The organism is Leucobacter luti, assembly GCF_019464495.1.
GTDB classification, from domain to species: Bacteria; Actinomycetota; Actinomycetes; order Actinomycetales; family Microbacteriaceae; genus Leucobacter; species Leucobacter luti_A.
The window spans coordinates 2493678-2516118 of the sequence record NZ_CP080492.1; the positions used below are offsets into that span (position 1 = coordinate 2493678).

Here is a 22441-nt window from a genome sequence, read left to right on the forward strand (position 1 = left end):
CGCTACACCCGGTCGAGGGCGGAGCGCAGGTCGCGGATCAGATCGTCTGCGGATTCGAGGCCGACGGAGAGCCGCAAGAGACCAGGCGTGATCCCGAGTCGCTCGGATACCTCGGGGGTGAACGACGCGTGCGTTGAGCTCAGCGGGTGGATCACCATGGATCGCGTGTCGCCGATTCCGGTCATCCGCGAGAACACGCGGAGTCCGTTCACGAAGGCGCGCGCCCCGTCGATGCCGCCGCGCACGGTGACCCCGAACACGGAGCCGGTGCGGCCAGCGTAGTCGCGCTTCGCGATATCGAAGAGCGGGTGTGAGGGCAGCCCGGCGTAGTCGACAGTGTCCACCTCTGGCTGATCCTCGAGCCATGCTGCGATCTGCAGCGATGATGCAACGTGGCGCTCCATCCGCAGCGACAGCGTCTCCATACCCTGGTGCAACAGGAAGCCGTTGAACGGAGACAGTGACGGCCCGATGTCGTTGACAACGGCCTCGCGCACCGCCCGTGCGTACGCGACAGGTCCGAAACGGTCGAGCAGTGACGTGAGACCGGGGCGGGGCGCGGCGGTCACGAGCGGGAAGGGTCGGCCGGCGCGCTCAGCGGCATCCCAGTCAAAGGTGCCGCCGTCGACGATAGCCCCGCCGACCGCCGCGCCATGTCCGGTCAGGAATTTCGTGGTCGAGTGCACCACGATGTTCGCACCGTGCTCAATCGGCCGAATGAGTGCCGGGGTGCCGACGGTGTTGTCGACGATGAGCGGGAGATGGTGGCGCGCAGCCACGGCCGCGATCCTGCGCAGGTCAGTGACGTCGTTGCGCGGGTTCGGGATCGTCTCGGTGTAGATCGCCTTGGTGTTGGGGCGAATCGCGCGATCCCACTCGGCATCGTCGTCCGCGTCCCAGACATAGTCGACTTCGATGCCAAATCGCTTGAAGCTGCGCCCGAAGAGGATCCGTGTGCCGCCGTAGATTGAGGCCGTCGAAACGATGTGGTCGCCGTGCTGCGCGATCGCGAACAGCGCGGAGGAGATCGCAGCCTGGCCGCTCGACACGGCGACGGCCGCTGTACCGCCCTCGAGCGATGCAAGCCGCTCCTCGGCCACCGCGTTCGTCGGGTTTCCCTGCCGGGAGTAGATCGGAGCAGGTTCGCCTGGCAGCAGCTCATTCACGACCTCTGGCTCAGCTCCGTCGCCGCGGGTAAGCCCACCGCCGTGCCACAGCGCGCGCCCGGCAAAGCGATTAATCTGGTCGTCGAAGCTGTCGAAGACGTAACCGGCGGATAGGGCGATCGGGGGCACCCGGAGCCCAGAGTTGCGATCCGGGTACTCACCGGCGTGCACCTGCCGGGTCTCGAAGCTGAAATCGGCCCAGTCCGTGACGGGTGCGGCTGGCACAACCACAGGCGTCGCTGCGGCAGCCGCTGAGCTGGATTCGTGAGTGGTCATGCTGACACCTTCCCTGCTGGCAGAATTGCGGCGATGCGAGCGACGGCCGCCCGGATTGTGTCTGGCGCGCACGCCAGGTTGAGCCGGACGTGTCCGGCACCACCGAGCCCAAAGTCGGCACCGTTGTTCAGCGCCACACGCGCCTCGGTGAGGATCTTGGCGTGGGGATCGGAACCGAGCCCCGCCTCGCGGAAGTCCAACCAGGCGAGGTAGCCCGCGCGCGGGCGAGCGAGACGGACACCGGGAAGTTGTGCGGCAACGAGCTCAGCGAGCAGCGTGGCGTTCGCTTCGATCTGCGCGATCGCGCGGTCGAGCCAGTCGCGGGCCTCGCTGAACGCGGCGATGCTGGCGTGCAGCCCGAGAATGCTTGCCCGGGTCACCGTCTCGGGCGGCAGCTCTTGGAGCGCGATGTTCGCCCGCTCATCGGCGGCGACGATAACCGAACACTTGGCCCCGGCCAAGTTCCAGCCCTTGCTTGCAGAGGTCGCAACGACGGCGAGTGCGCCCGCAGCGGCGGCGAGCGGCGCAAATGGCACAAATCGCTCTCCCGCGTGTGTGAGCGGCGCGTGGATTTCGTCTGACACCACGAAGACATCGTGCGCGGCTGCGAGGCGCGCGAGCTCGGCGAGCTCCGCCTCCGTGTGCACCGTGCCGTGCGGATTGTGCGGATTGCAGAGCAGGAACGCGTCTGCACCGGCTTCGAAGGCGCGGGCGATTGCTGGCAGGTTGAGCCGTAGCTCCGGGCTGTCATGCGGCGCCGGATCGGGTGTGCCGGATCCGGAACCGTCGTCGGCCGCACCCGCACTCGCACCCGCAGCGGCAGCAGGAGCGGCGCTCGCCACCGGCGCCAGCGGCACCTCGACGATCTCGTACGGCACCTCCTGCAGCATCTCGAAAAACCCAGGGTACACAGGAGTGGGGACCACGATCCTGCCGGAGGCGGGGGTATCGCCTGCTGCCGCCTTGCGACGGCTCAATTCCCACCCGATCCTGAGCGACTCGACGACGCCGGTGGCAACATCAGTGGCCAGATAGACATGATCGAGGGGAACGTTCCAGTTCCAGGCACTGGCAGCGTAGTCAGCGAAGGCTGGGGCCAGGGGGCCAGGTCCGTCGAGGTATCCGGTGTCCGAGGCCTCGACACGGGCGATGATGGCGTCACGGATGACCGGTGCAACGGCGAAGTCCATCTCGGCGACGAACAGCGGGAGGACATCCGCGGGGAACCGCGTCCACTTCAGGCTGGTGCGCTGAGCTCGCAGGAGCGTAGGGTCCAAGTCGGCGAAGGGGACGCCAGCGGGATCAGTGTCCGTGGAGCGGCGACAGTCTGGCTCGGTCATATCCCCATCGTCTCGCGGGCCGCCAACTGGCGCGACCCTGAGAGTAAAGCAACGTCACACTGCCGCAGCGCGGCTCGCGTTCGGGCGGGGGATCCTGGCCGGGTGCGAGCTCAGTACGTGGCTAGCCGCGCACCACCAGTCGCACGATCCAGGAGACCGCGGCTTCGAGCGGGCCACGCGTGCCGAGCCTGGCGAGGAGCGCTCCGATCAGAAGTGCGCCGCCCAGCTGCAGCGCGTAGGCGCTGATCCCTGCTGCCCACCACGGGAACCCGGACTCCCAGATGCTCGGATCTTGGAACGCTGGTTCAAGCAGCACTCCCGTCGCCACGATGTGCAGCGAGTAAATGGTCAGCGGTGCCGCACCAGCAGCTCGGACCGTTCCCAGCACGGGGCCTAGCGGTCGCCCTGCTGCTGCGCGACTGACATCGCACAGCAGCACGAGCAGCCCGATCACGGCGAGCGCGATCCCGGCCGTACGGAGAATGTCGAGCGGGGATCCGGAGTGCGGTGTCGCAATCAGCTGTGCCCAGAGTTCCGGTGCGAGCGGCGCACCATCGGAGGAGTGCGCGACGATCTCAGCCACCTCTGCCGGATCAGTTCCTGACGGCCACGGGCCGCCGAACGCCGAGACATTCGCGATGACCGCGGTGGAGACGAACTGCGCTGCCACGGCAACGGCCGCCCCGAGTGCGGCTAGCACCGCTGCTGTGCGCCCGAGTGCGGCGCGCGCGGTGGCTGCGACGAGTGCGCGGCCGATGAGCACCCCGAAGAGGAGGTACACACACCAGGTGAGCGCGGGATACTCGCCTGTGAGAAGCAGCGCACGCAGCGACGCGAACCAGTCGATTCCGAAGTCCTCGAAGGTGAGTGACCCGCTGGGATCCGTTCCCTCGAGCCCCGCTCGAGCGAGCGCGTTGAGCGGGCCACCGAACACCCCGAGGGCACCCGCGATCGTGCCGAGCACCCAGCTGCGCACGGCCACCAGTGGGGCGATGAGGATCATTGCGACGCCGTAGTAGGCGAGCACGATCGCGACGGGGGTCTCGATGAGGCCCAAGAGCAGCCCGATCAAGATGAGCAACGCGCCTCGGAGTACCGTTGCCCCGATCGCGGCGCCCGTTCGTCCCTCGCGCAGGGTCCTGCGGGTCGCGAACACCACGCTGACCCCGCCGAGCACCGCGAACAGCGGCGCGGCGATCCCCTCGGTGAGCGTGTCAGCGACGGCGCCGGCCGCCTCGTCGAACGAGCCAGGCTCGGCAACATACGCGGCGATCGTGATGAGGTGGGCCGCCATCATCCCGGCGATCGCCAAGAATCTGGCGATGTCGACGCCGATATAGCGCGCTCGTGCTCGCGCCACTGTCAGAGACGCGGGGGAGTAGGCAGACGCGGCGCTCACGATGCTGCCGCCGCTCTGCGCGCGTGGTCACGGGCGTGACTGATCGCCGGTGGGAGCTCACTGAAGAGGTGGTTCGGGTGCCGCAGCGCGCTGATCACCCCGAGCTGTTCAAGCAACGCTTGATGCTCCGGGCGTACCCCCTTGATGAGCACGGTGATGCCCCGGCGTTCGAGCGCCCCCACTAGTTCGGCCAGCGCGTGCGCCCCTGTCGCGTCGATGATTTGCACGTCTGCGAGGCGCAGAACAACGACTGAGACGTCGGGTTCGTCCGCGATCTGTTCAACGAGCCGATCGGCGGCCCCGAAGAACAACGATCCGTGTACGGTGAACAACGCGATCCGCTCATCGCCAGGCTCGGCCACTCCAGGAAGCTCCTTTCGCGTCGCGTCGCTCATTCTGCTGAGGGTCCGCAGCGCGAAGAATGCGGCGACGGCGAGCCCAATGCCGACGGCGATGACGAGGTCGAAAGCGACCGTGACGAACAGGGTGATCGAGAAGACCGCGACGCTCGAACGACTTGATCGTAGGACCCTGCCGATGGTGCTGGGGGACACCATGCGTGCGGCCGTCATCATCAGGACACCGGAGAGCGCAGCGAGCGGGATCGCGCCCACGACGGGCGCCGCCACGAGCACCACGAGCAGCAGCGCGAGCGCGTGAATCACCGCGGCGAGCCTGGTGCGCGCTCCACTGCGCACGTTGACGGCGGTGCGAGCGATGGCTCCCGTAGCCGGCATCCCGCCGAAGATTCCAGAGGCAATCGACGCCAGGCCCTGGCCGAAGAGCTCCCGATCGGCGTTCACCTGCCCGGTATCTGCGAGTGTTGCGGCAACGCGGGCCGAGAGCAGCGACTCGATCGCTGCGAGCGCCGCGACGGCGAACGCAGGGCCCGCGAGTGACACGAGCATGCCCGGGTCGAGCGCGGGCAAGGACGGAGCCGGGAGAGAGTTGGGCAGCGTCCCGATCGTCGCGAGCGGGGACCCGGCCAGCACCGCGATCACTGAGACGACGAGGATCGCGACGAACGATGCAGGAACCGACGGCGTGATCCGGCCGAGCAGCACCATGATGAGCGCGATGCCGATAACGGCCGCAAGCGGCAGGAACGCAGCAGGCCAGCTCGCCTCGGTGATGACTTGCCACGTGGCGACTACCGCGTTTGAGGAGTGACCGGATGCCTGCACGCCGAGTGCGGCGGGCACCTGCTGGAGGAAGATGATGATCCCGATCCCGGCGGTGAAGCCCTCGATCACGGGCCAGGGGATGTAGCTGACTGCCCTCCCGAGGCGGAGCACCCCCGCCGCGAGCACGAGCACGCCGGCCATGAGGCTCACCACAGCGACCGCACCGACGCCGTGCAGCATCACGATCGGGGCGAGCACGACGACCATCGCGCCGGTCGGTCCAGAGACCTGGACGTTCGAGCCGCCGAACACCGCAGCCACGAGCCCCGCGACGATTGCCGTGACGAGCCCGGCCTCCGCGCCGACCCCCGAGCTCACACCGAATGCGAGGGCGAGTGGCAACGCGACGATGCCAACCGTGAGGCCAGCGAGCAGATCAGCGCGCCAGCTCGTGCGCACTCCGCGATAGTCCGCGCGAGTGGGCAGCAGGGCGCGCAGCCCCGACACGATCGATGACATGGTTCGCCTTCCGCTCACTCCCCACCCCCATCTTGCCTCACTGGGGGGCAAGGACCCTGGAGCAGAGCGTCTTCGTGAGGCACGCGAAAAATAGTGCTGTGCGGAAACCCTGCGCAGCGATACTCTGATGCTCAGTAGAACCAAGGGGGACCCTATGGACATTTTCCTGTTCATCACACAGCTGTTGGTAGTACTCGGCTGTATCGTCATGGGCACGCGCTCCAGCGGGGTCGGCCTGGGACTCTGGGGTGGTGCAGGTGTCGCGATCCTCGTGTTCGTGTTTGGGATCTCCCCTGGCTCACCCCCGGTCGACGCGCTGCTGATCGTGCTCTCCGTCGTACTTGCGTCATCGATGATGCAGGCGGCAGGCGGGATCGACTGGATGGTGTCGATCGCCGCGAAGCTGATCGCACGCAGTCCCAAGCAGATCACGATTATCGCGCCGCTCGTCTCTTTCCTCTTCGCGGCGGGCGCCGGCACCTCGAACATCCTGTATCCGCTCCTGCCAGTGATCCAAGATCTCTCCTACCGCAACGGTGTGCGGCCCTCCCGCCCACTCTCGCTGTCGGTGGTGGCCACTGGTGTTGCGCTGGCCTGTAGCCCCGTCTCCGCCGCAATGGCCGCGATGGTGACGCTCACGGACACTGCGCCGTGGGACTTCGAGCTCATCGACATTTTGAAGGTCACGATCCCTGCGGCAATCGTCGGCATCATCCTCTCCGGCATCGTCGTGAACCGGCTCGGGAAAGACATCGCCGATGATCCAGAGATTCAGGCCCGGATCGCCGAGGGCAAGATCGCTGCACCATCGGCGAATGCCGCTGAGGTGCGTGCTGAAGTCACGGTCACCGCGGCTGGCCGCAACGCTGGAATCGTATTCCTCCTGGGTGTTGCCGCGATCGTGGTTTTCGGCCTGTTCAAGGGGATTCGACCGCTCGACGCAGCTGGCGATCCGGTGGCCATGACCCCGATCATTGAGATCGTGATGTTCGTTGTCGGCACGCTGATCATGCTGATCTCCCGTCCGAAAGTTGCCGAGATCCCCACCATGTCGGTGTTCAAAGCAGGTATGGTTTCGGCGATCGCGCTGTTTGGCTTGGCCTGGCTGACCGACACGTTCCTCGGCGAGCACACGAAGCTCATCGCAGAGGGCGTTGGCGGCCTCGTGACAGCGGCTCCGTGGATCTTCGCGCTCGGGATCTTCCTCGTCTGCGTGCTCACCACGAGCCAGTCGACGGCGACCCGAACGATCGTGCCGATCGGCCTCGCAGCCGGGATCCCGCTGGGGCTCCTCTCCGGTATGTGGGCCGGTGCATTTGCAGGAATCTATTTGCTTCCCACTAACGGCTCGCAGATCGCCGCGGCGAACTTCGACCATTCCGGTTCAACTAAGCTCGGCACCAAGCTCGTCGATCACTCGTTCTTCCTCCCGACGCTGATCCTTGCGGTCACGACGATCGCGGCGGGTGCACTGTTCGGGGCGCTCTGGGGCGGCTAGCCGCTGGGGCGCAGGCAGGAAACTGAGGCGGTGCGCCAATCGAGTTCACACAGGAAATCCGAGTTCACGCAGGAAACATTCGCCGAATGTTTCCTGCGTGAACTCGGATTTCCGTGTTGAGTGCGAGTGCGCGCGCCTACTCCGCTGCGCGGAATGCGTCCCACGCACGCTTGCAGGCGTACGCGATCGCATCGATGTGCTCGGGGTCTTCGGTAATCCAGTCCTTTCCCGGCTCGTGGAGCTCGGCCACTGCCGCGGGCCCGAGCAGGTACTCACGCAGAAACTCGGCCTGAACGGCGCCCAGTCGCAGCCCGGCAGCGTCTGCCTCTGCACGCATCGCGCCAAAGCGCGCGCCGGCAGCCCGGATCTCTTCGCTTCCCAGATAGGGCTGATTGAGCAGCACCGCCTCGGGGTGAGCGACCTCAAACCCCTCACGATGGGCAGCGGCGAGCGTGCGCAGCGCAGCAGGATCCATCGTCGGGCGGTCCTCAGGATCCCGCTCCTCGCCGTCGTGATCGCCGCGATTGGAGAGCGCGACGACATCGGGCAGACGATCGGACGCAGCCCGGGCCACGTTGACGGCACCGTCGCGCGTGGTCGTCGTGTTCATCGTGTCGTGGAACGAGAGCCGCGTAAACGATCCGCCGTGCTCCAGCCCCTGCTCGAGGAACATCTCGGTGAGTGCCTCGCGCGTGGCCTCATAGACGCCGAGTCCTTGTTCGGCGGTCTCGGCGAAGGCATCGACGAGGCGCTGGAGCCCATCTTCAGTCTCGGGGATTTCGAGGATGGGGAAGAACGAGAACGTCACGGGCCGGATCGCGTCGACCCCGGTCAGATCTACCTTCTGCCACTGGCCCGCCTCGCGAACCCGCGAGATGGCGGCCGCGAGATCCGCGCGCACGTCATCAGGTTTGCGTCGATTCGGATCGCGAATGAGACGGGGATGTGGATTGATCACTGCGACGATGCGTGGATCGATTTCGGCCCAGCGCCGCACGATCGAAGCCGTTGCCACGTCGCTGAAGTCGTATTGCAGCCGGCGCGTGAGCGCGGGGGAGAGGAATTCGAAGAGCTCCTCGGGGATCGCGGCTCCGGAGTGGGGCGTCGCGACGAGGAGATCGGCGTCGGAGATCGCCTGCTCAAGCGTGCGAGTATCGGGATCTGCGTAGTGCGTGATCTGTTCGGGCGTGAACACGGTTCCGCGGGGGATGAGATCAAGTCTGCTGGCGTTCATGAGATCAGACTAGCCAGGGTGACTGTGTCTGAACAGGGGTTTCCTGAACTCAGTTCGGCGTCTCGACTCCGCGGGCGCGATTGCGGCGACGCACGTGCTTCGGTGGTTTTCCTCCGAGGAACGACGCGGCAGAGTCGACGACGTAGCCTTGCCGCAGTGCTTCACGGCCAATCAGCATCCGAAACTGCATGCCGTCGCGATCGGTGAGGGTGAACTCGGCTGAGATTCGACGCCCCACAAAATCGACGGCAACGAGCACGACCGGTCGTTCTTGCGCGTGTCCCGAAGAGCTGCGCACGATGCGGCGATCGTGCACCGGGAGCTCCACCGCAACCGGATCCTCATCGCTGAGCTGCCAGGGGTGCGCGACAAAGCGCACCCACGGCGCGCCGTCACGCTCGAACTCCGAAATCTCCGTCGCGTGCAGCGCCGAGGTCTGTGCGCCGGTATCGATCTTGGCTTTCACCCACGGCACACCGATATCGCTGAGAGAAACCCACTCACGCCACCCGGTGAGAGTGCTTGAATGGTGGTGTCCGATCACGCATCTATCTTGGCAGGAAAAACCGTGAAACTCGCGATTCTCTCGCGCGCCCCCCAGGCGTACTCGACGCAGCGCCTCATGGCGGCGAGCGAGCAGCGCGGGCACAGGGCGCGTGTGCTCAACACGCTGCGATTCGGCATCGATCTTGCCGGGGGTGAACCAGACCTCCTGTACCGCGGGAAACAGCTCAGCGACTACGACGCGGTGCTGCCAAGGATCGGCAACTCAATCACGTACTTCGGCACCGCCGTGGTGCGTCAGTTCGAGCAGATGGATGTCTATACTCCCAACACTGCAAACGGGATCTCGAACGCGCGGGACAAGCTGCGTGCGATCCAGATCCTGTCGCGCCACAGCATCGATATGCCTGCAACCGCATTTGTGCGCAACCGTGCTGACGTGCGGGCAGCGATCGAGAGCGTCGGCGGGGCGCCTGTCGTGATCAAGCTGCTTGAGGGCACGCAGGGGATCGGTGTGATCCTCGCGCCGCAGGTGAAAGTCGCTGAGGCCATCATCGAGACACTGCACTCGACGCGGCAGAACGTCCTGATTCAGCGCTTCGTCTCCGAAAGCCGTGGACGTGATGTGCGCGCCCTCGTGGTGGGCGACCGCGTGGTCGCTGCGATGCGTCGGATTGCGAGCGGCGATGAGTTCCGCTCCAATGTGCACCGTGGTGGCACCGTTGAGGCTGTGCAGCTGGACGCAGCGTATGAGCAGACTGCGGTGCGCGCCGCTCAGATCATGGGGTTGCGCGTTGCAGGGGTGGACATGCTCGAGGGTGAGGACGGTCCTCTCGTGATGGAAGTGAACTCGTCACCCGGCCTGCAGGGGATTGAGACCGCGACCGGGCTGGACGTGGCCGGCGCGATCATCGACTACATCGCACACCAAGTGAACTTCCCCGAGATCGACGTGCGACAGCGACTGAGCGTCTCGACCGGGTACGGCGTCGCAGAGATCGCGATGCACGCGGGTTCCGAGCACGTCGGGAAAGCACTCGGTGATCTCGGCCTGTGGGATCGCGATATCACCGTGCTCACGCTGCACCGCGGTGTCGAGGTGATTCCGAACCCGCGCAAGCATGTGGTGCTGGAGCCAGAAGATCGGCTGCTGTGCTTTGGCAAGCTCGAGGAGATGCGGTCGATGATCCCGGAGAAGCCGCGCCGCAGGGCGCGCGTGCGCAAACTGCCCCAGGAGGCGATGGACCTCGCGGAGGGCTAACGCCTGTTCCGCAGTGGGCGCTACGTGCCAGGGCTCGCCGTGAGCTGGAATTCGACAAAGCCGTCTGGCTCAACTGACACGAATCCGAGGTTGGGGGCGGTGACCCCGAAATCAGCGAAGGTGATCGGGATGGACCCCGCGATCTCGGCGGTGGTTCCGTCACTGCGTACTTCCACATCTGCAGTGGTCGACCGCGTCTCCCCCGCAATCGTCAGATCGCCGGTGGCGGTCGCACGCACGGTCTCGCCGGATCCGGGAGCGCTCTTCAGCGTGACCGGCTCGGTGAGAACGAATGTTGCGTCGGGGAACTCGCTAGCCCGCAGCGCCTGATCGCGGAAATAGGAATCGCGCTGTGCGCTGTCGGTGCTGATCGAGGCCACGTCGACTGAGAGCGTCGCCTCCTCAAGCGTCAGGCCGTCAGCGCCGATGTGGAAGGTCCCGGTGACCTCCGGGGTGCGGCCTGTCACGGTAACGTCGGTGCCGTTCAGCACCTCGTTGACGCGGTACCCCGCCTCTGAGTCTGCGCCAACCTGCCACTCGCCGGCGAGCGTTGCGGGATCCAGTGGGCCGCTGCTGGGCTCACCCATGATTTGCTCACTGCCGCTGAGCGACGGTGCATCCGCGGCTGGGGGGACGAAGAACTCGCGGTACACGAGTGGTCCAGCGATCGCGGCGACGGCGGCAAGCGCGAGCACGCTCGCTCCTGCGCCGATCAAGATCTTCTGGGACTTTTTCACGAGGGGCTCCTCAGGGGTGGCGGTGAGGTCTCTACCTTCGCAGCCGCCACAATGAAGCCCCTCGGAGCTGGTCGTGAAACAGCTGAGTATCGTGAAATGAGGTGAACGCCACAACGCACGGTGTCCACGGCCCGTAGCCCGGCCTGTGCCCCGGTCCGTGCTTTCGGCCCGTAGCCCCGGTCCGTGGAGACACTCTGGCCAGAGCAGGCCAGAGCAGGCCTACGCAGGCATGAGCGGGCCTACAGCGCAGCGAGCAGCGCTTTCCAGTGTGCTCGCCACTCCTCGATGCGATCCCCGTCTGCGAGCCCGTCCTGGCTCACGCCGAGAATCACGCGGTCCTCACCTTTCGGCGTCGCAGATACCTCGACTTTGCCTGCGCCCTCGAGATTGAAGCGCCAAAAGCTGCGTTTGTCGGTGCGGGAGGGGCGAGGTGCGCTCGCCGCGTGGCCAAGATGCTCGAGGACGGACCCGTGCGCCGCGACCCAGGCGTCGATTGCCTCGTCGCGATCCATCGGGAGGGTGCGGCTTGCGCTCACGCGGAAGGTGCCGGAGGTCGACTGACCGGGAACCCGGATGCCCACATGCTGTTCGTACGCGATCGCGATCCCCTGCGCCCACCAATCGGGACTCTGCAGATCATCGGGGACAGCTGCCCTGGCCACCCGTGCGATTTCAGAGTGACCGATTCTGCTGGCGTCAGCGGCCTCGAAGATGTGCAGCCAGTCTGCCCAGGAGCGACCAGTCGCGCGTTCGATGGCGGGGATACGCTCGCCACGGGTGAGGTTGCCTGATGGTGCTGGTTCGGCCATGGGAGCGCCCCTTTCCTTGATTGCGCCCAGTGTACTCAGCACCAGTGACACGTGCGCGGCAGAACCCGAGGAGCCGAGAACTGCTTGAATAGGGGTATGAGCGAAACCGGCCACGGAGCGGCGGGCGCGTCCCGCGTCGCACGGCGTTATGTCGAGCACGAGACATCACAGCACCGATCGGCTGGGATTCATGATGCCGATGGCCCGGTCGAGGAGGCACCTGCGGCGCAGGAGTTCCGGATCGACCTGGAACGGATCCGATTCTCGTCTTACTTCGCCCGGCTCTCTGACGTCACCCAGGTCGTGCCGCAGTCTGGCGTCGGCCCGGTGATGCACAACCGGCTCACCCACTCTCTGAAGGTGAGCGCAGTGGCGCGCGTCATCGCCGCGCAGCTTGCCGGACAGCAGGCGACGCACACGGCGTTTGTGCGCGGCGAGGCGCCGGTCGACGATCCGGTCGGTGCTATCGTGACCAGGCTCGGTGGCTGCGACACTGTCGTGGCACAGTCAGCGGCGCACGCGCACGATCTCGGGCACCCGCCGTTCGGGCACCTTGGAGAGCGTGTGCTTGACCGTGTGGCGCGGGATCACCTCGGGCTCGCCGAGGGGTTTGAAGGGAACGCGCAAAGCTTCCGAATCCTGACCCAGCTGGATACGCTCGGACGCGATTTCCCCGGCCTCAACCTCACCGCGGCAACTCGTGCCGCCACGCTGAAGTACCCGTGGACCCGCGTTGCCTGGATCGGACTGTCCACAGATGAGCGCCCGGTCACTGAGCGGCCACGTGGCGTGGGCGCCGATGCAGACGAGGGCGCTGAGAAATTCTCGGCGTATGCGCTTGAAGCCGGCGAAATGGAAGCGGCGCTCGCCGCTTTTCCCCGCATCGCTCCCGGCGTGCAGACCGTTGAGTGTGCCGTGATGGATCTTGCTGACGACATCGCCTACGCGGTGCATGATCTTGACGACTTCGCCCGAGCCGGAGTGCTCCAACAATCCGCGGTCTCCGGGGAGCTGCGCGCCTGGCTGACCTGTACGGATGCGCTCGCCGCCATCGAGCTGTCAGTGCTCCAAGCGAGCTGGCGAGCGCCAGGGCACTCGCTCGAGCTGCTGTGGCGCAGGACGCAACTGAAAGACGGGTGGATCGCTGACCGTGAGGCATTTACTGCCGCCGTGGCGCGTGTCAGCGAGGAGGTGGCCGAATCTCTGCTCGCGGCCCCCTACGACGGCGGAATCGACAGCGAGCGCGCGGTCTCGGGCTTCACGCGGCGCTGGATCGAGCATCTGCGGACCTCCATCGTCGTTGAAGAGCGTCCGCACGTGCGCAGCGGTCACGTGCGGCTTGACCAGCGCGCCTGGCACGAGGTGATGGTACTAAAGTTCGTGCACGCGCACTTCGTGCTGGAACGCCCCGAGCTTGGCCAAACTCAGCGCGGCCAGGCCAGAATCGTCACCGAGCTGGCGTTGGGGTTCGAAGCCTGGCTCACGGACGGAGTTGACGCTGGGCGGGCGCCTCGGCGTCTCCTTGAGTGGGTCGACGAAGCGACTGCTGCGAGCTTTGTGCTTCGCCGGGACCGACCGGAGCTGTTGATTGGAGACACGAGCGATGCCGGGCTCAGGCGGCAGGGGCGCGCACGCGCGATCCTTGACTATGTCGCGGCGCTGAGCGATCAGCAGGCGATTCAGACGCACCGGGCGCTCACCGGGCGGTAGCCCTCTTCTGGCTATGTGCTGCGGCCCGCCGCGGACGCCGGGGCAATTACGGCTGCACTGGGAGCTCCCGCTGGGGATCCCACGGCTCTGCCCAGCCGAGCTCGTCAAAGAGCGTGGCCAGCAGGATCCCGGTGAATCCCCACACCGTGTGCTCGCCGAACCGGGGACCCAGTTTGAACGCTGCACCGCGATGCCTGAACCCGTCTCGATCCAGCACTGACGTCCCGCGCGCGGCCGGGCTCAGGAGTTCTGCGACCGGGGTGCGGAATACCTCGACTGATTCGGAGTGGTCCGCGGCGACTTCGCTGGGGAGACGCCACCAGCCCACCACCGGGGTGACCAGATTGTTGCTCACTGGGATGTGTATGGCGGGGAGGGCGCCCAGCACCTCGACTCCTGCGGGATCCAGTCCGGTTTCTTCGTGGGCCTCCCGCAGCGCGGTCCCGACGATATCGAGATCGATGGCCTCCACGCCGCCGCCGGGGAACGCGATCTGCCCAGCGTGATGTCGCATCCCGTCGGCGCGGCGGGTGAGGAGCACATCGAGTTCAGGGGGCACGGTCGTCGCGCCGTCGACCGCAGGCTTCCGGTCGAGCGCGCCGAACAGGATGAGGACGGCGGAGTGTCGGAGCGGAGTGCTCGCGAGCGCGCCCTGCGGCTGGAACGGGAGTGGAAAATCGCGCTGCATGAGTTCGCGCAGTTCGCGCTGTGCCTCCGCTACAGACCGATCCATAGAGGTCAGCCTACCGGGGAGGCGCCAGGGCTGGCGCGATCGTGAGGACCAGCATCATGGCAGGCGCGGGCGCCAGCACCGCGATCTGTGCATGCCGATTTCAGGGAGCGCTCCGGGCCCCCGAGGCTAGGCGAGGCCGCCGTTCGCGAAGATGACCTGGCCGTTCACCCAGCGGCCAGGGCCAGCGAGGAACGCGACCGTCTCGGCGATATCCTCGGGCTCCCCGAGGCGGCCCAATGGCACCGCGCTCGCGAGTTTCGCGACTGTGGCTTCATCCTTGCCGTCCAGGAACAGCGGTGTCGCGGTGGGGCCAGGGGCCACTGCGTTGACGGTGATGTCTGCGCCCTGCAACTCGCGTGCGAGGACGAGGGTGAGCGACTCGACCGCGGCCTTACTTGCCACGTACGCGCCGTAGGCGGGGAACTGCGTTCGTGTGACGCTGGTCGAGAAATTGATGATCGCCCCTCCCCGGCGCACCCGGTTCGCGGCCAGCTGGTTGACGACGAACGTGCCGCGAATGTTGGTGTGGTGCATCCGGTCAAGGTCTGCGAGATCGAGTGTCGCGATGGGGGACAAGAGCATGATGCCAGCGGTGTTCACCACCACGTCGATCCCACCCAAGCTGTGTGTGACAGCGTCGAACGCGCGGATCATGTCGGCTTCGTCTCCGACGTCGCCACTGACTGCGATGGCCTGGCCTCCAGCATCTGTGACCTCGCGCACGAGGGCATCGGCTGCGCTTCGATTGCTGGCGAAGTGAATGCCGAGGGCATAGCCATCAGCTGCGAGGCGCTGCACGACGGCTTTGCCGATCCCGCCGCTTCCGCCGGTGACGAGCGCGACGCGCTGGGAATGCGGGGAGGCTGAGCTGGGAGTGCTGGTCATCAGGCGTCCTTCAAGTGAGTGTCGTGTGAGTGTGTGTCTGAGGTGGGTGGGGTCTGGAATCGAGCGAGCCACTCGTCGAGGAGGAGGAGTTCCGCCGCGCTAAACGCGGCAGGTCGATCAGACGCAGCGATCGCGGCGCGCAGGGTGGTGGCGGCGATTGCCTGGGCGGAGGCTGGTGCGGGATCTGGGTGCTCTGAGACGAGTAGCGATGCATACACCGCGGATCGGGTCGCCTCAGAGACCGCAGGATCCGGGTATGCCTCCGGCCGGAGTAGGAGCGCGAGACTGAGGCCGGTGTTGGCGGCCATCACGATGCGAGCCGCGTCAACCGGCGCAATGCTCAGTCTGCCCTGCTCCGCGAGACGCTCCAGTTTGTGCTGGAGCAGGCGCATCGCTTCGGTGCTCGCTTCGGGGCGGGTGGTGAGTGAGGTGCCAAATAGGAGTTGGTAGGCGTGCGGATGCTCGAGCGCAAAGGCCACGTGACTGTGCCATCCCGCGGTGAGATCTGTCAGGGGATCGTCCGAGTCCGCCGCTGCGCGCTTGGCGGAGAGGTAGCCGTCCCAGACTGCGTCGACGACGGCAGCGAGGAGGCCGGCCTTATCGCCGAACAACCGGTACAGCACGGGCTGGGTCACTCCGGCTGCCTCGCACACTGCGCGCGTCGAGATCTCGCCGTCGCGCGCGAGCTGCTCTGAGGCACGCTCAATTATCACTGATCTGATATCCACGTATCAATGGTACGGCGCGTGCCGTATCGCCGCAAGCCCTATTTGATATCAGTGGTACGGTTCGAGTGAATTCATGCTCTGATTGTGGGGCGTCGGTCCCACTGCCACTGTGCGTGGCTCCTCTGCGTTACCCCTCGAGGAGAAGGTCTGAAATGCCCTCAGGCACGCGCTGCGAGCGGGCCCACGGCTCTCGGTCGCGCCGGGCGACTCGCTTCATTTGCTGAGATTCCTCCGCCCGCACCTGCGTGAGCACCGCGATGACGGCGGCCCGCTCAGTGTCGCTCACCTGACGCGTCACGAAGTGAATATCCTCACCATGGATCGCATCGTCGAGTGGGCCGAGCTCTTCTCGCTTCGCTGCATCGCGCGCCGAAGCATCGGGTGGGAGCTGCGCTTCAGCAGTGTTGCTCGTCTCCACGATGCTCACAGCGGGATGTTGCCGTGCTTTTTAGCAGGCTGTTCAGTGCGCTTGCCGCGAAGGCCGCGCAGGGACTTGATAACCGCCAGGCGGGTGCCGGCTGGTTCGAGCACGTTGTCGAGTTCACCACGCTCGGCGGCGAGGAACGGGCTCGTGACATCAGCCGTGTACTTCGCCGTCAGTTCGGCGCGCAGTGCTTCGACGTCCTCGCCGCGCTCGGCGGCGGCCGCGAGCTCCTTGCGGTACAGGATGTTGACCGCGCCGGATCCGCCCATGACTGCGATCTCGGCGGTGGGCCACGCGATATTGAAGTCGGCGCCCATCTGCTTCGAACCCATGACGATGTATGCCCCGCCGTAGGCCTTACGGGTGATGATCGTGACCAGCGGAACAGTAGCTTCAGCGTAGGCGTAGAGCAGCTTCGCGCCGCGGCGGATCACGCCCTGCAGCTCCTGGTCGGTGCCGGGCAGGTATCCGGGGACGTCGACGAGAGTCAAGATCGGAATCGAGAACGCGTCGCAGAACCGCACAAAGCGCGCAGCCTTCTCGCTCGCGTCGATGTTCAGGGTGCCCGCCATCTGATTCGGCTGGTTTGCGACGATGCCAACGGTGCGGCCCTCGACGCGGCCGAAGCCGATAAGCATGTTCGGAGCGAACAGTGGCTGCACCTCAAGGAAATCCCCTGAATCGAGGATCGCTTCGATGACGGCTTTCATGTCGTAGGGCTGGTTCGGGCTGTCCGGGATCAGCGAGTTCAGGCGGCGATCAGCGTCCGTGATCTCGAGCGCCGTGTCGCTGTCGTAGACCGGGGCCTCTGCGAGGTTATTGTCCGGCAGGTAGCTGATGAGCGCCCGCGCGTAGTCGAGCGCGTCGTGTTCATCGCTCGCAAGATAGTGAGAGACACCGCTGGTCTTGTTGTGCGTGAGCGCGCCGCCGAGCTCCTCGAAGCCCACTTCCTCACCCGTGACCGTCTTGATGACATCGGGGCCGGTCACAAACATGTGGCTCGTCTTGTCGACCATGATGACGAAGTCGGTGAGCGCGGGTGAGTAGACCGCGCCGCCCGCGGACGGACCCATCACGATGGAAATCTGTGGGATCACTCCCGAGCACATCGTGTTCAGGCGGAAGATGCTCGCGTACTTGGAGAGAGCGACGACGCCCTCTTGGATGCGTGCGCCGCCGGAATCGAGGATGCCAAGAATGGGTGCCCCGGTCTTCAGAGCGAACTCCATGGCCTTCACGATCTTCTCGCCGGCGACCTCGCCGAGTGAGCCTCCGAAGGTCGTGAAGTCCTGCGAATAGACGACAACCTGACGGCCATGGATCGTGCCGGCGCCGGTCACCACTGAATCGCCGAAGGGGTGGCTCTTCTCCATGCCGAAGCCGACGCTGCGGTGCTTCACATACTTGTCGAACTCGACAAAGGAGCCGGGATCGAGGAGCGCGGTAATGCGCTCACGAGCGGTCATCTTGCCCCGCGGGTGCTGCTTGGCCGCGGCAGCGGCGTCGCGATCCCCCACGGCTTCCTGGTACTTGCGGCGGTGGTCGGCGATGCGACCCGCGGTGGTAGCGGGCGTTGGGGTCGCTGAAGCGGCATTCTCTGCAGTCACGCATGCCAGCCTAGCGCGGCTCCCATGCGTCGAGCCTCCGAACCTCTCCAACGGAATCGAGGATCCTTGGTGGGTTGTCTACGAAACCAGTCGCGTGTGCGGAGTGTCAGGGCGCTCCTGCGGTACCCGGCTGGCGTCCACGGTGAACCACACACGTCCACTGGCGAGCGGAACGACGGAGGCCGAGCTCGAAGTGTGGTCCGAGTTGGCCGCACGGTGCAGCGGTGCGGAGGATCCGCTCCGTCTCCCGGGCGTGTCACCCGACTGCGCGGTGGTCCTGCTCAGGATTGTGTCGTCGTGGTGAGCAGGATCACTCCGTGGTCGTGCTGAGGATCGTGTGTGGCTGGGCATCAGCGGAGCTGAGGTTCGGAGGCGCCGCGTGCCTCGCGGGTATAGCGTGGTTGGCATGGAACTGACGCGCATCTCTGAGCTGCTGCCCCGAGTGATCTGGCGGGAGAGTTCGTCGTCGACGAACGCCGAGCTGCGCGAACTCGCCAGAGCTGCTGCCGTGCCGCTGCCGGACGGCACGATGCTGGTGACCTCAGATCAGACCGCCGGTCGAGGTCGGCTCGACCGTGGCTGGGTGACGATCCCCGGCCAGTCCCTGGCGGTCTCAGTGCTCCTCCGCCACGATGCTGGGGAACTCGGGGTGAGCTGGATGCCGCTGCTCGTCGGATCTGCCATGAGCGCAGCGCTACAACGGCGCTTCGGTGCTGGCCTGCGGGTCGGAGTGAAGTGGCCCAATGACGTGCATGTGCGGGACGAAGCCGATGCGATCGCCGGTCGTCCCGGACTGAAACTGTGCGGAATCCTGTGCGAGCTGCTCCCTGATGGAGCCGTGATTGCTGGAACCGGAATCAACTTCTTGATCCCGGAGGAGGAACTCCCGACCGGCCGTGCAACCTCACTGCTCGCTGCGGGCGCTGATGTGAACGGCGCGACGAATCTGTTTGGGCCCGCTGGTTCAGAACTTGTTGACGCGATCCTCTGGGACTACGTCACCGAGCTGCGGGAACTGCTCGAACTCGCCGCCACCCGGCCCGGAGCCGCACGCGCCCGGGTGGCCCGACATTCGCTGACACTCGGCACAGAGGTGCGCGTGCATCTTGCCGGAGACGAGACCGTCGATGGGCGGGCGAGCGCGCTTGCGGATGACGGCGCTCTGGTGGTCGAACGCCCCACAGGCGGCGTGCTCACGGTGTCAGCCGGAGACGTCGAACACCTCCGCTGAGCGTTCGGCGCTTGCCGCCGGTGCGGGAGTCCGGGCTCCCGTGGTGCCCAACGGCTGAAACGCACGATCGGGGGTGAAGGATCTCATCCTTCACCCCCGATCAGCGCGGAGCGCGACGGTTAGCGCGTGCCCTCGAGTGGGTACTCCTCGCCGAGCGCATCGATCTGCTCGGTCGTCGGGTCTCCTTCGGAGAAATCCATCATCGGCACAGGGCGTTTGAACCCACCGGTCACGAGCGCGATGATCGCGACGCCGACGAGCAGCCAGATGCCGCCAACGAGCCAGGTGGCCGGCTGCAATGACGTCCACAGCCAGATTGTCAGGCCGAAACCGATGAGCGGAGCGACACCGTGCGCGAGAACAGTGCGCGCGCTGAGCGGCTCACGCCGTCCGCCCTTGGGGAACAAGTAGGTGCGGATCACCGAGAGGTTCACCATCGCAAACGCCGCGAGGGCGCCAAAGCTGATCATGAATGCGACGGTCTCGAGAGAGAGGAACAGGCTTGAGAGTGCGAACACCGAGACCACGATTGCCGCAATGATCGGCGTGCCGAAGCGTCGATGCAGGCGGGAGAGCGGTTTGGGGAGCATCCCGTCACGACCCATTGCGTACAGAATGCGCGAGACCGACACCTGCCCGGTCATCCCGGAGCCGAACGCTCCGACGACGTACACAGCCACGAAGAATGCGGTGAACGCCTCGCCGCCGATGTTGTTCATCACGGTCACGCCGGCTGCCTCGATCTCGGGATCGGTGAGCGCCGCCCAGTCTGGCTGGTACGCGACCGCACCGGCCCAGGAGACGAGGATGAAGAACAGGCCGCCGACGAGAGTCGAGAGCACGATCGCGCGGGGGATGTCCTTGCGGGGGCGCTTGGCTTCCTCGGAGAGTGTCGACACAGCATCAAAACCCAGGAACGAGAGTGCGAGGATCGCGGCGCCTGAGGCGACGGCACCGATTCCGCCCTCACCGAAGGTGAACGGCTCAATGAGGCTCACATCGGCATTGCCGCCGAGGGCATGTTTGAACGCGAGCACCATGAAGATCACGACGAGCAGGACCGACAGCGCAATAATCGCGAAATTGACCTTGTTGACGAGGTTGATCCCAAGGATGTTGAACAGGAGCACGAGCAGCAGCGCTGCGAGGGTGAACGCCCACACCGGAATCGCGGGGAACTGAGTGTTCAGGTAGATCCCGATCAGCATGAAGTTGATCATCGGAATAAAGAGGTAGTCGAGGAGCATCACCCAGCCGGTAAGGAACCCTGCCGCGCCACCAAACGATTGTTGTGTGTACGTGTAGGCGGATCCGGCGACGGGGTAGCGGCGCACCATCGCCCCATAGCTCGCCGCAGTGAACAGCATCGTGACCACTGCGACGACGTACGCGGCCGGCAGGTGGCCGTCCGTTGTCTGGTTGACGATGCCGTACGTGGTAAATACCGTAATGACGGTCATGTAGGTCACCCCGAAGAGGGTGAGGCCCACGAGGCCGAGGGACCGTTTCAAACGTGGTTCTGGTTGGGTTGATGTGCTCACGACGTCTCCTTTGAATCGAATGCAGCGGTCTTACGGTGAATTATGGGGTGAAGGTCCGAGTTCCAGCGAGCCACGTGCCGAGAACCGCGAGATCAGCGATCAGTTCCGGGGCGATGGCGAGTGGATTATCTGCGAGCCAGACTGCGTCGGCAACCCGGCCTACGGCGAGCGTGCCGCGGGTATTGCTCGCGAGCGCCTGCCGAGCGATGCCCGCGGTATACGCACCATATGCGGTGGCAGCGTCGACACGCTCATTGGGAAGCCACGCCTCTGCCTCTGGCTCTGCGTGACTGTGCCGGGTGATCGCCGTCGACACCGCTGGCCGCCAGTCGATGGTCGTGACGGGCCAGTCGCTGCCAAACGAGATGGTCGCTCCGCTTCGGTGCACCGACCCGATAAGGTACTGCCACTCGTCGCGCGGCTGTCCCAGGTGCGGGATCGTGAGATCACGCATCACAGCGTCGCACTGCGCCCAGTACGGCTCGAAGTTCGCAATGACGTCTAGCGCGGCGAATCGCTCAACATCCGCGGGATCGAGCAGCGCAACGTGCGCAATGACGTGATCGCGCACGCGGGGCTCGTTGGCCGCAGTTGCGGCCTCCAGCGCATCGAGAGCATACCGGTTGGCGGCATCGCCGATCGCGTGCAGGTGCAGCTGGAACCCGAGTGCGTCGAAGGCCGTCGTTGCGGCGGTGAGCTCGGAGACGTCCCAGTTCGGCAGCCCGGTGTCGTCTGGCTGATCCGCGTAGGGTGCAAGGAGTGCGGCGGTGTGGCTTTCGATCACGCCGTCGAGGAAGAACTTCACGGTCTCACCCGAGAGCCGTTCTGCGTCGAGCTCCCGCACCGAGGCCCTGGCCGCGACAAATTCGGCGAGCTGATCCCGCCAGCGCGCAGGATCGGCGCGGAACGCAAGGTTCACGCGGGTGTGCAGGCGCTCCTGCGTTGCGGCCGCGAGGTAGACCTCGATGTCGCCGGGCTCGACCCAGGCGTCCTGCACCCAGGTCATCCCGAGTGTGGCGTATTCCCGAGTCGCGCGTTCAATTGAGTCGAGGCGCTGTTCCAGCGTGAACGCTGGCACCACGTCGGCCAGGAAATTGTTGGCCGCAGCCTCTTGCAGTGTGCCGAGCGGTGACCCATCTGCACGACGCACGATTCGCCCGAGTGCTGGATCCGGGGTCTCGGATGTGATTCCACCAGCCGCGAGTGCGGCCGAATTCACCCACGCAGTGTGGTAGTCCCACGCACGCAGGATCGTCGGGGTATCTCCGGTGACCTCGTCGAGCCACGTGGCATCGAACAGTCCCCCCTCGGAGAACGTGGCGTCATAGCTGCCGCCTACGATCCACTCCGCGTCAGGATGTTCAGCCTTCCAGGCGGCAACTGCGTCGAGAATGCCCTGGCGGTCAGCTGCGGCACGGATTGCTGGTCCGAGTGCCTCTACTCCACCGAGCATGGGGTGTGCGTGCCCGTCGCCTGGCGCTGGGGCGAGGGTTCCTCCCGCGAGATCAATCAGCTGGGCGTCTTCAGCGTCTGCGAGCGCCGCGGCTTCGGCTCCGAGGGCCACCACGGTGCCAGACGAGAACGCAATCGCGCTGCTTGTGAGTGGACCATCTTCGTGCGTCGGATCGACGAGAACGGTGCCTCCGGTGAAAACGGTGATGCTCATGTGACTGCGTCCTTGCTGCTCGTGAGTGGAGGGGTGGGGTGCGGGCCTG

19 protein-coding genes are annotated in these 22441 nt (G+C 65.8%); 4 read left to right on the forward strand and 15 right to left on the reverse strand.

Translation table 11 applies throughout. The features are described 5' to 3' along the window. Positions 1-2: 2 nt before the first annotated feature. From K1X41_RS11135 to K1X41_RS11150, 4 genes are all read right to left on the reverse strand, one after another. Entirely contained in the window at positions 3-1442 is a 1440-nt protein-coding gene (locus K1X41_RS11135; protein ID WP_220174644.1) for an O-acetylhomoserine aminocarboxypropyltransferase/cysteine synthase family protein, read from the reverse strand. Further along, complete coding sequence (locus K1X41_RS11140; protein ID WP_220174645.1) at positions 1439-2782, reverse strand: MalY/PatB family protein; 1344 nt, start codon at positions 2780-2782, stop codon at positions 1439-1441. Before K1X41_RS11140 ends, K1X41_RS11135 begins: the two co-directional genes overlap by 4 nt. Before the next feature lie 121 nt (positions 2783-2903). After that, positions 2904-4181: a heparan-alpha-glucosaminide N-acetyltransferase domain-containing protein gene (locus K1X41_RS11145; protein WP_220174646.1), complete on the reverse strand. Its 1278-nt coding sequence runs from the start codon at positions 4179-4181 to the stop codon at positions 2904-2906. Continuing rightward, entirely contained in the window at positions 4178-5824 is a 1647-nt protein-coding gene (locus K1X41_RS11150; protein WP_220174647.1) for a SulP family inorganic anion transporter, read from the reverse strand. The genes K1X41_RS11145 and K1X41_RS11150 overlap by 4 nt, the downstream gene beginning before the upstream one ends. 154 nt (positions 5825-5978) lie before the next feature. On the opposite strand from K1X41_RS11150, the gene K1X41_RS11155 reads away from it, so the two are divergent. Continuing rightward, complete coding sequence (locus K1X41_RS11155; protein ID WP_132201466.1) at positions 5979-7322, forward strand: anaerobic C4-dicarboxylate transporter; 1344 nt, start codon at positions 5979-5981, stop codon at positions 7320-7322. A 136-nt stretch (positions 7323-7458) separates the two neighbouring features. Here K1X41_RS11155 and K1X41_RS11160 read toward each other — a convergent pair whose 3' ends face one another. Further along, positions 7459-8556 carry an N-formylglutamate amidohydrolase gene (locus tag K1X41_RS11160; RefSeq protein ID WP_220174648.1) on the reverse strand — a complete coding sequence of 366 codons (1098 nt, stop codon included), beginning with the start codon at positions 8554-8556 and terminating at the stop codon, positions 7459-7461. A 49-nt stretch (positions 8557-8605) separates the two neighbouring features. After that, complete coding sequence (locus K1X41_RS11165; RefSeq protein WP_258566517.1) at positions 8606-9100, reverse strand: ATP-dependent zinc protease family protein; 495 nt, start codon at positions 9098-9100, stop codon at positions 8606-8608. Between the two features lie 24 nt (positions 9101-9124). Between K1X41_RS11165 and K1X41_RS11170 the strand changes: the two genes are divergently transcribed. Further along, positions 9125-10321, forward strand: coding sequence for a RimK family alpha-L-glutamate ligase (locus tag K1X41_RS11170; RefSeq protein WP_132201470.1), 1197 nt, complete (start codon positions 9125-9127; stop codon positions 10319-10321). Positions 10322-10341: 20 nt separating this feature from the next. On the opposite strand, the gene K1X41_RS11175 is transcribed toward K1X41_RS11170, so the two are convergent. Further along, positions 10342-11058, reverse strand: a complete 717-nt coding sequence (locus K1X41_RS11175) for a YceI family protein (protein WP_133615452.1) — start codon at positions 11056-11058, stop codon at positions 10342-10344. A 239-nt stretch (positions 11059-11297) separates the two neighbouring features. Continuing rightward, positions 11298-11867, reverse strand: coding sequence for a hypothetical protein (locus tag K1X41_RS11180; RefSeq protein ID WP_220174649.1), 570 nt, complete (start codon positions 11865-11867; stop codon positions 11298-11300). Positions 11868-11963: 96 nt separating this feature from the next. Here K1X41_RS11180 and K1X41_RS11185 point away from each other — a divergent pair, with 96 nt between their 5' ends. Beyond that, entirely contained in the window at positions 11964-13577 is a 1614-nt protein-coding gene (locus tag K1X41_RS11185; RefSeq protein WP_220174650.1) for a deoxyguanosinetriphosphate triphosphohydrolase family protein, read from the forward strand. Between the two features lie 46 nt (positions 13578-13623). On the opposite strand, the gene K1X41_RS11190 is transcribed toward K1X41_RS11185, so the two are convergent. The 5 genes from K1X41_RS11190 to K1X41_RS11210 all read right to left on the reverse strand — a co-directional run bounded on the left by K1X41_RS11190 (position 13624) and on the right by K1X41_RS11210 (position 17954). Continuing rightward, entirely contained in the window at positions 13624-14310 is a 687-nt protein-coding gene (locus K1X41_RS11190) for an NUDIX hydrolase (RefSeq protein WP_133615455.1), read from the reverse strand. A gap of 126 nt (positions 14311-14436) precedes the next feature. Next, positions 14437-15195: an SDR family oxidoreductase gene (locus K1X41_RS11195; protein ID WP_133615456.1), complete on the reverse strand. Its 759-nt coding sequence runs from the start codon at positions 15193-15195 to the stop codon at positions 14437-14439. Next, positions 15195-15923, reverse strand: a complete 729-nt coding sequence (locus tag K1X41_RS11200; protein ID WP_220174651.1) for a TetR/AcrR family transcriptional regulator — start codon at positions 15921-15923, stop codon at positions 15195-15197. Before K1X41_RS11200 ends, K1X41_RS11195 begins: the two co-directional genes overlap by 1 nt. Positions 15924-16050: 127 nt before the next feature. Next, positions 16051-16350: a hypothetical protein gene (locus K1X41_RS11205; RefSeq protein WP_243642756.1), complete on the reverse strand. Its 300-nt coding sequence runs from the start codon at positions 16348-16350 to the stop codon at positions 16051-16053. After that, entirely contained in the window at positions 16347-17954 is a 1608-nt protein-coding gene (locus tag K1X41_RS11210; RefSeq protein WP_132201482.1) for an acyl-CoA carboxylase subunit beta, read from the reverse strand. Before K1X41_RS11210 ends, K1X41_RS11205 begins: the two co-directional genes overlap by 4 nt. Positions 17955-18360: 406 nt before the next feature. On the opposite strand from K1X41_RS11210, the gene K1X41_RS11215 reads away from it, so the two are divergent. Then, positions 18361-19185: a biotin--[acetyl-CoA-carboxylase] ligase gene (locus K1X41_RS11215; RefSeq protein WP_220174652.1), complete on the forward strand. Its 825-nt coding sequence runs from the start codon at positions 18361-18363 to the stop codon at positions 19183-19185. A gap of 119 nt (positions 19186-19304) precedes the next feature. Here K1X41_RS11215 and K1X41_RS11220 read toward each other — a convergent pair whose 3' ends face one another. Both K1X41_RS11220 and K1X41_RS11225 read right to left on the reverse strand, forming a co-directional pair. After that, complete coding sequence (locus K1X41_RS11220; RefSeq protein ID WP_220174653.1) at positions 19305-20726, reverse strand: APC family permease; 1422 nt, start codon at positions 20724-20726, stop codon at positions 19305-19307. A gap of 40 nt (positions 20727-20766) precedes the next feature. Then, on the reverse strand, positions 20767-22392 hold the full coding sequence (locus K1X41_RS11225; protein ID WP_220174654.1) for an amidohydrolase: 1626 nt from the start codon (positions 22390-22392) through the stop codon (positions 20767-20769). Positions 22393-22441: the final 49 nt, after the last annotated feature.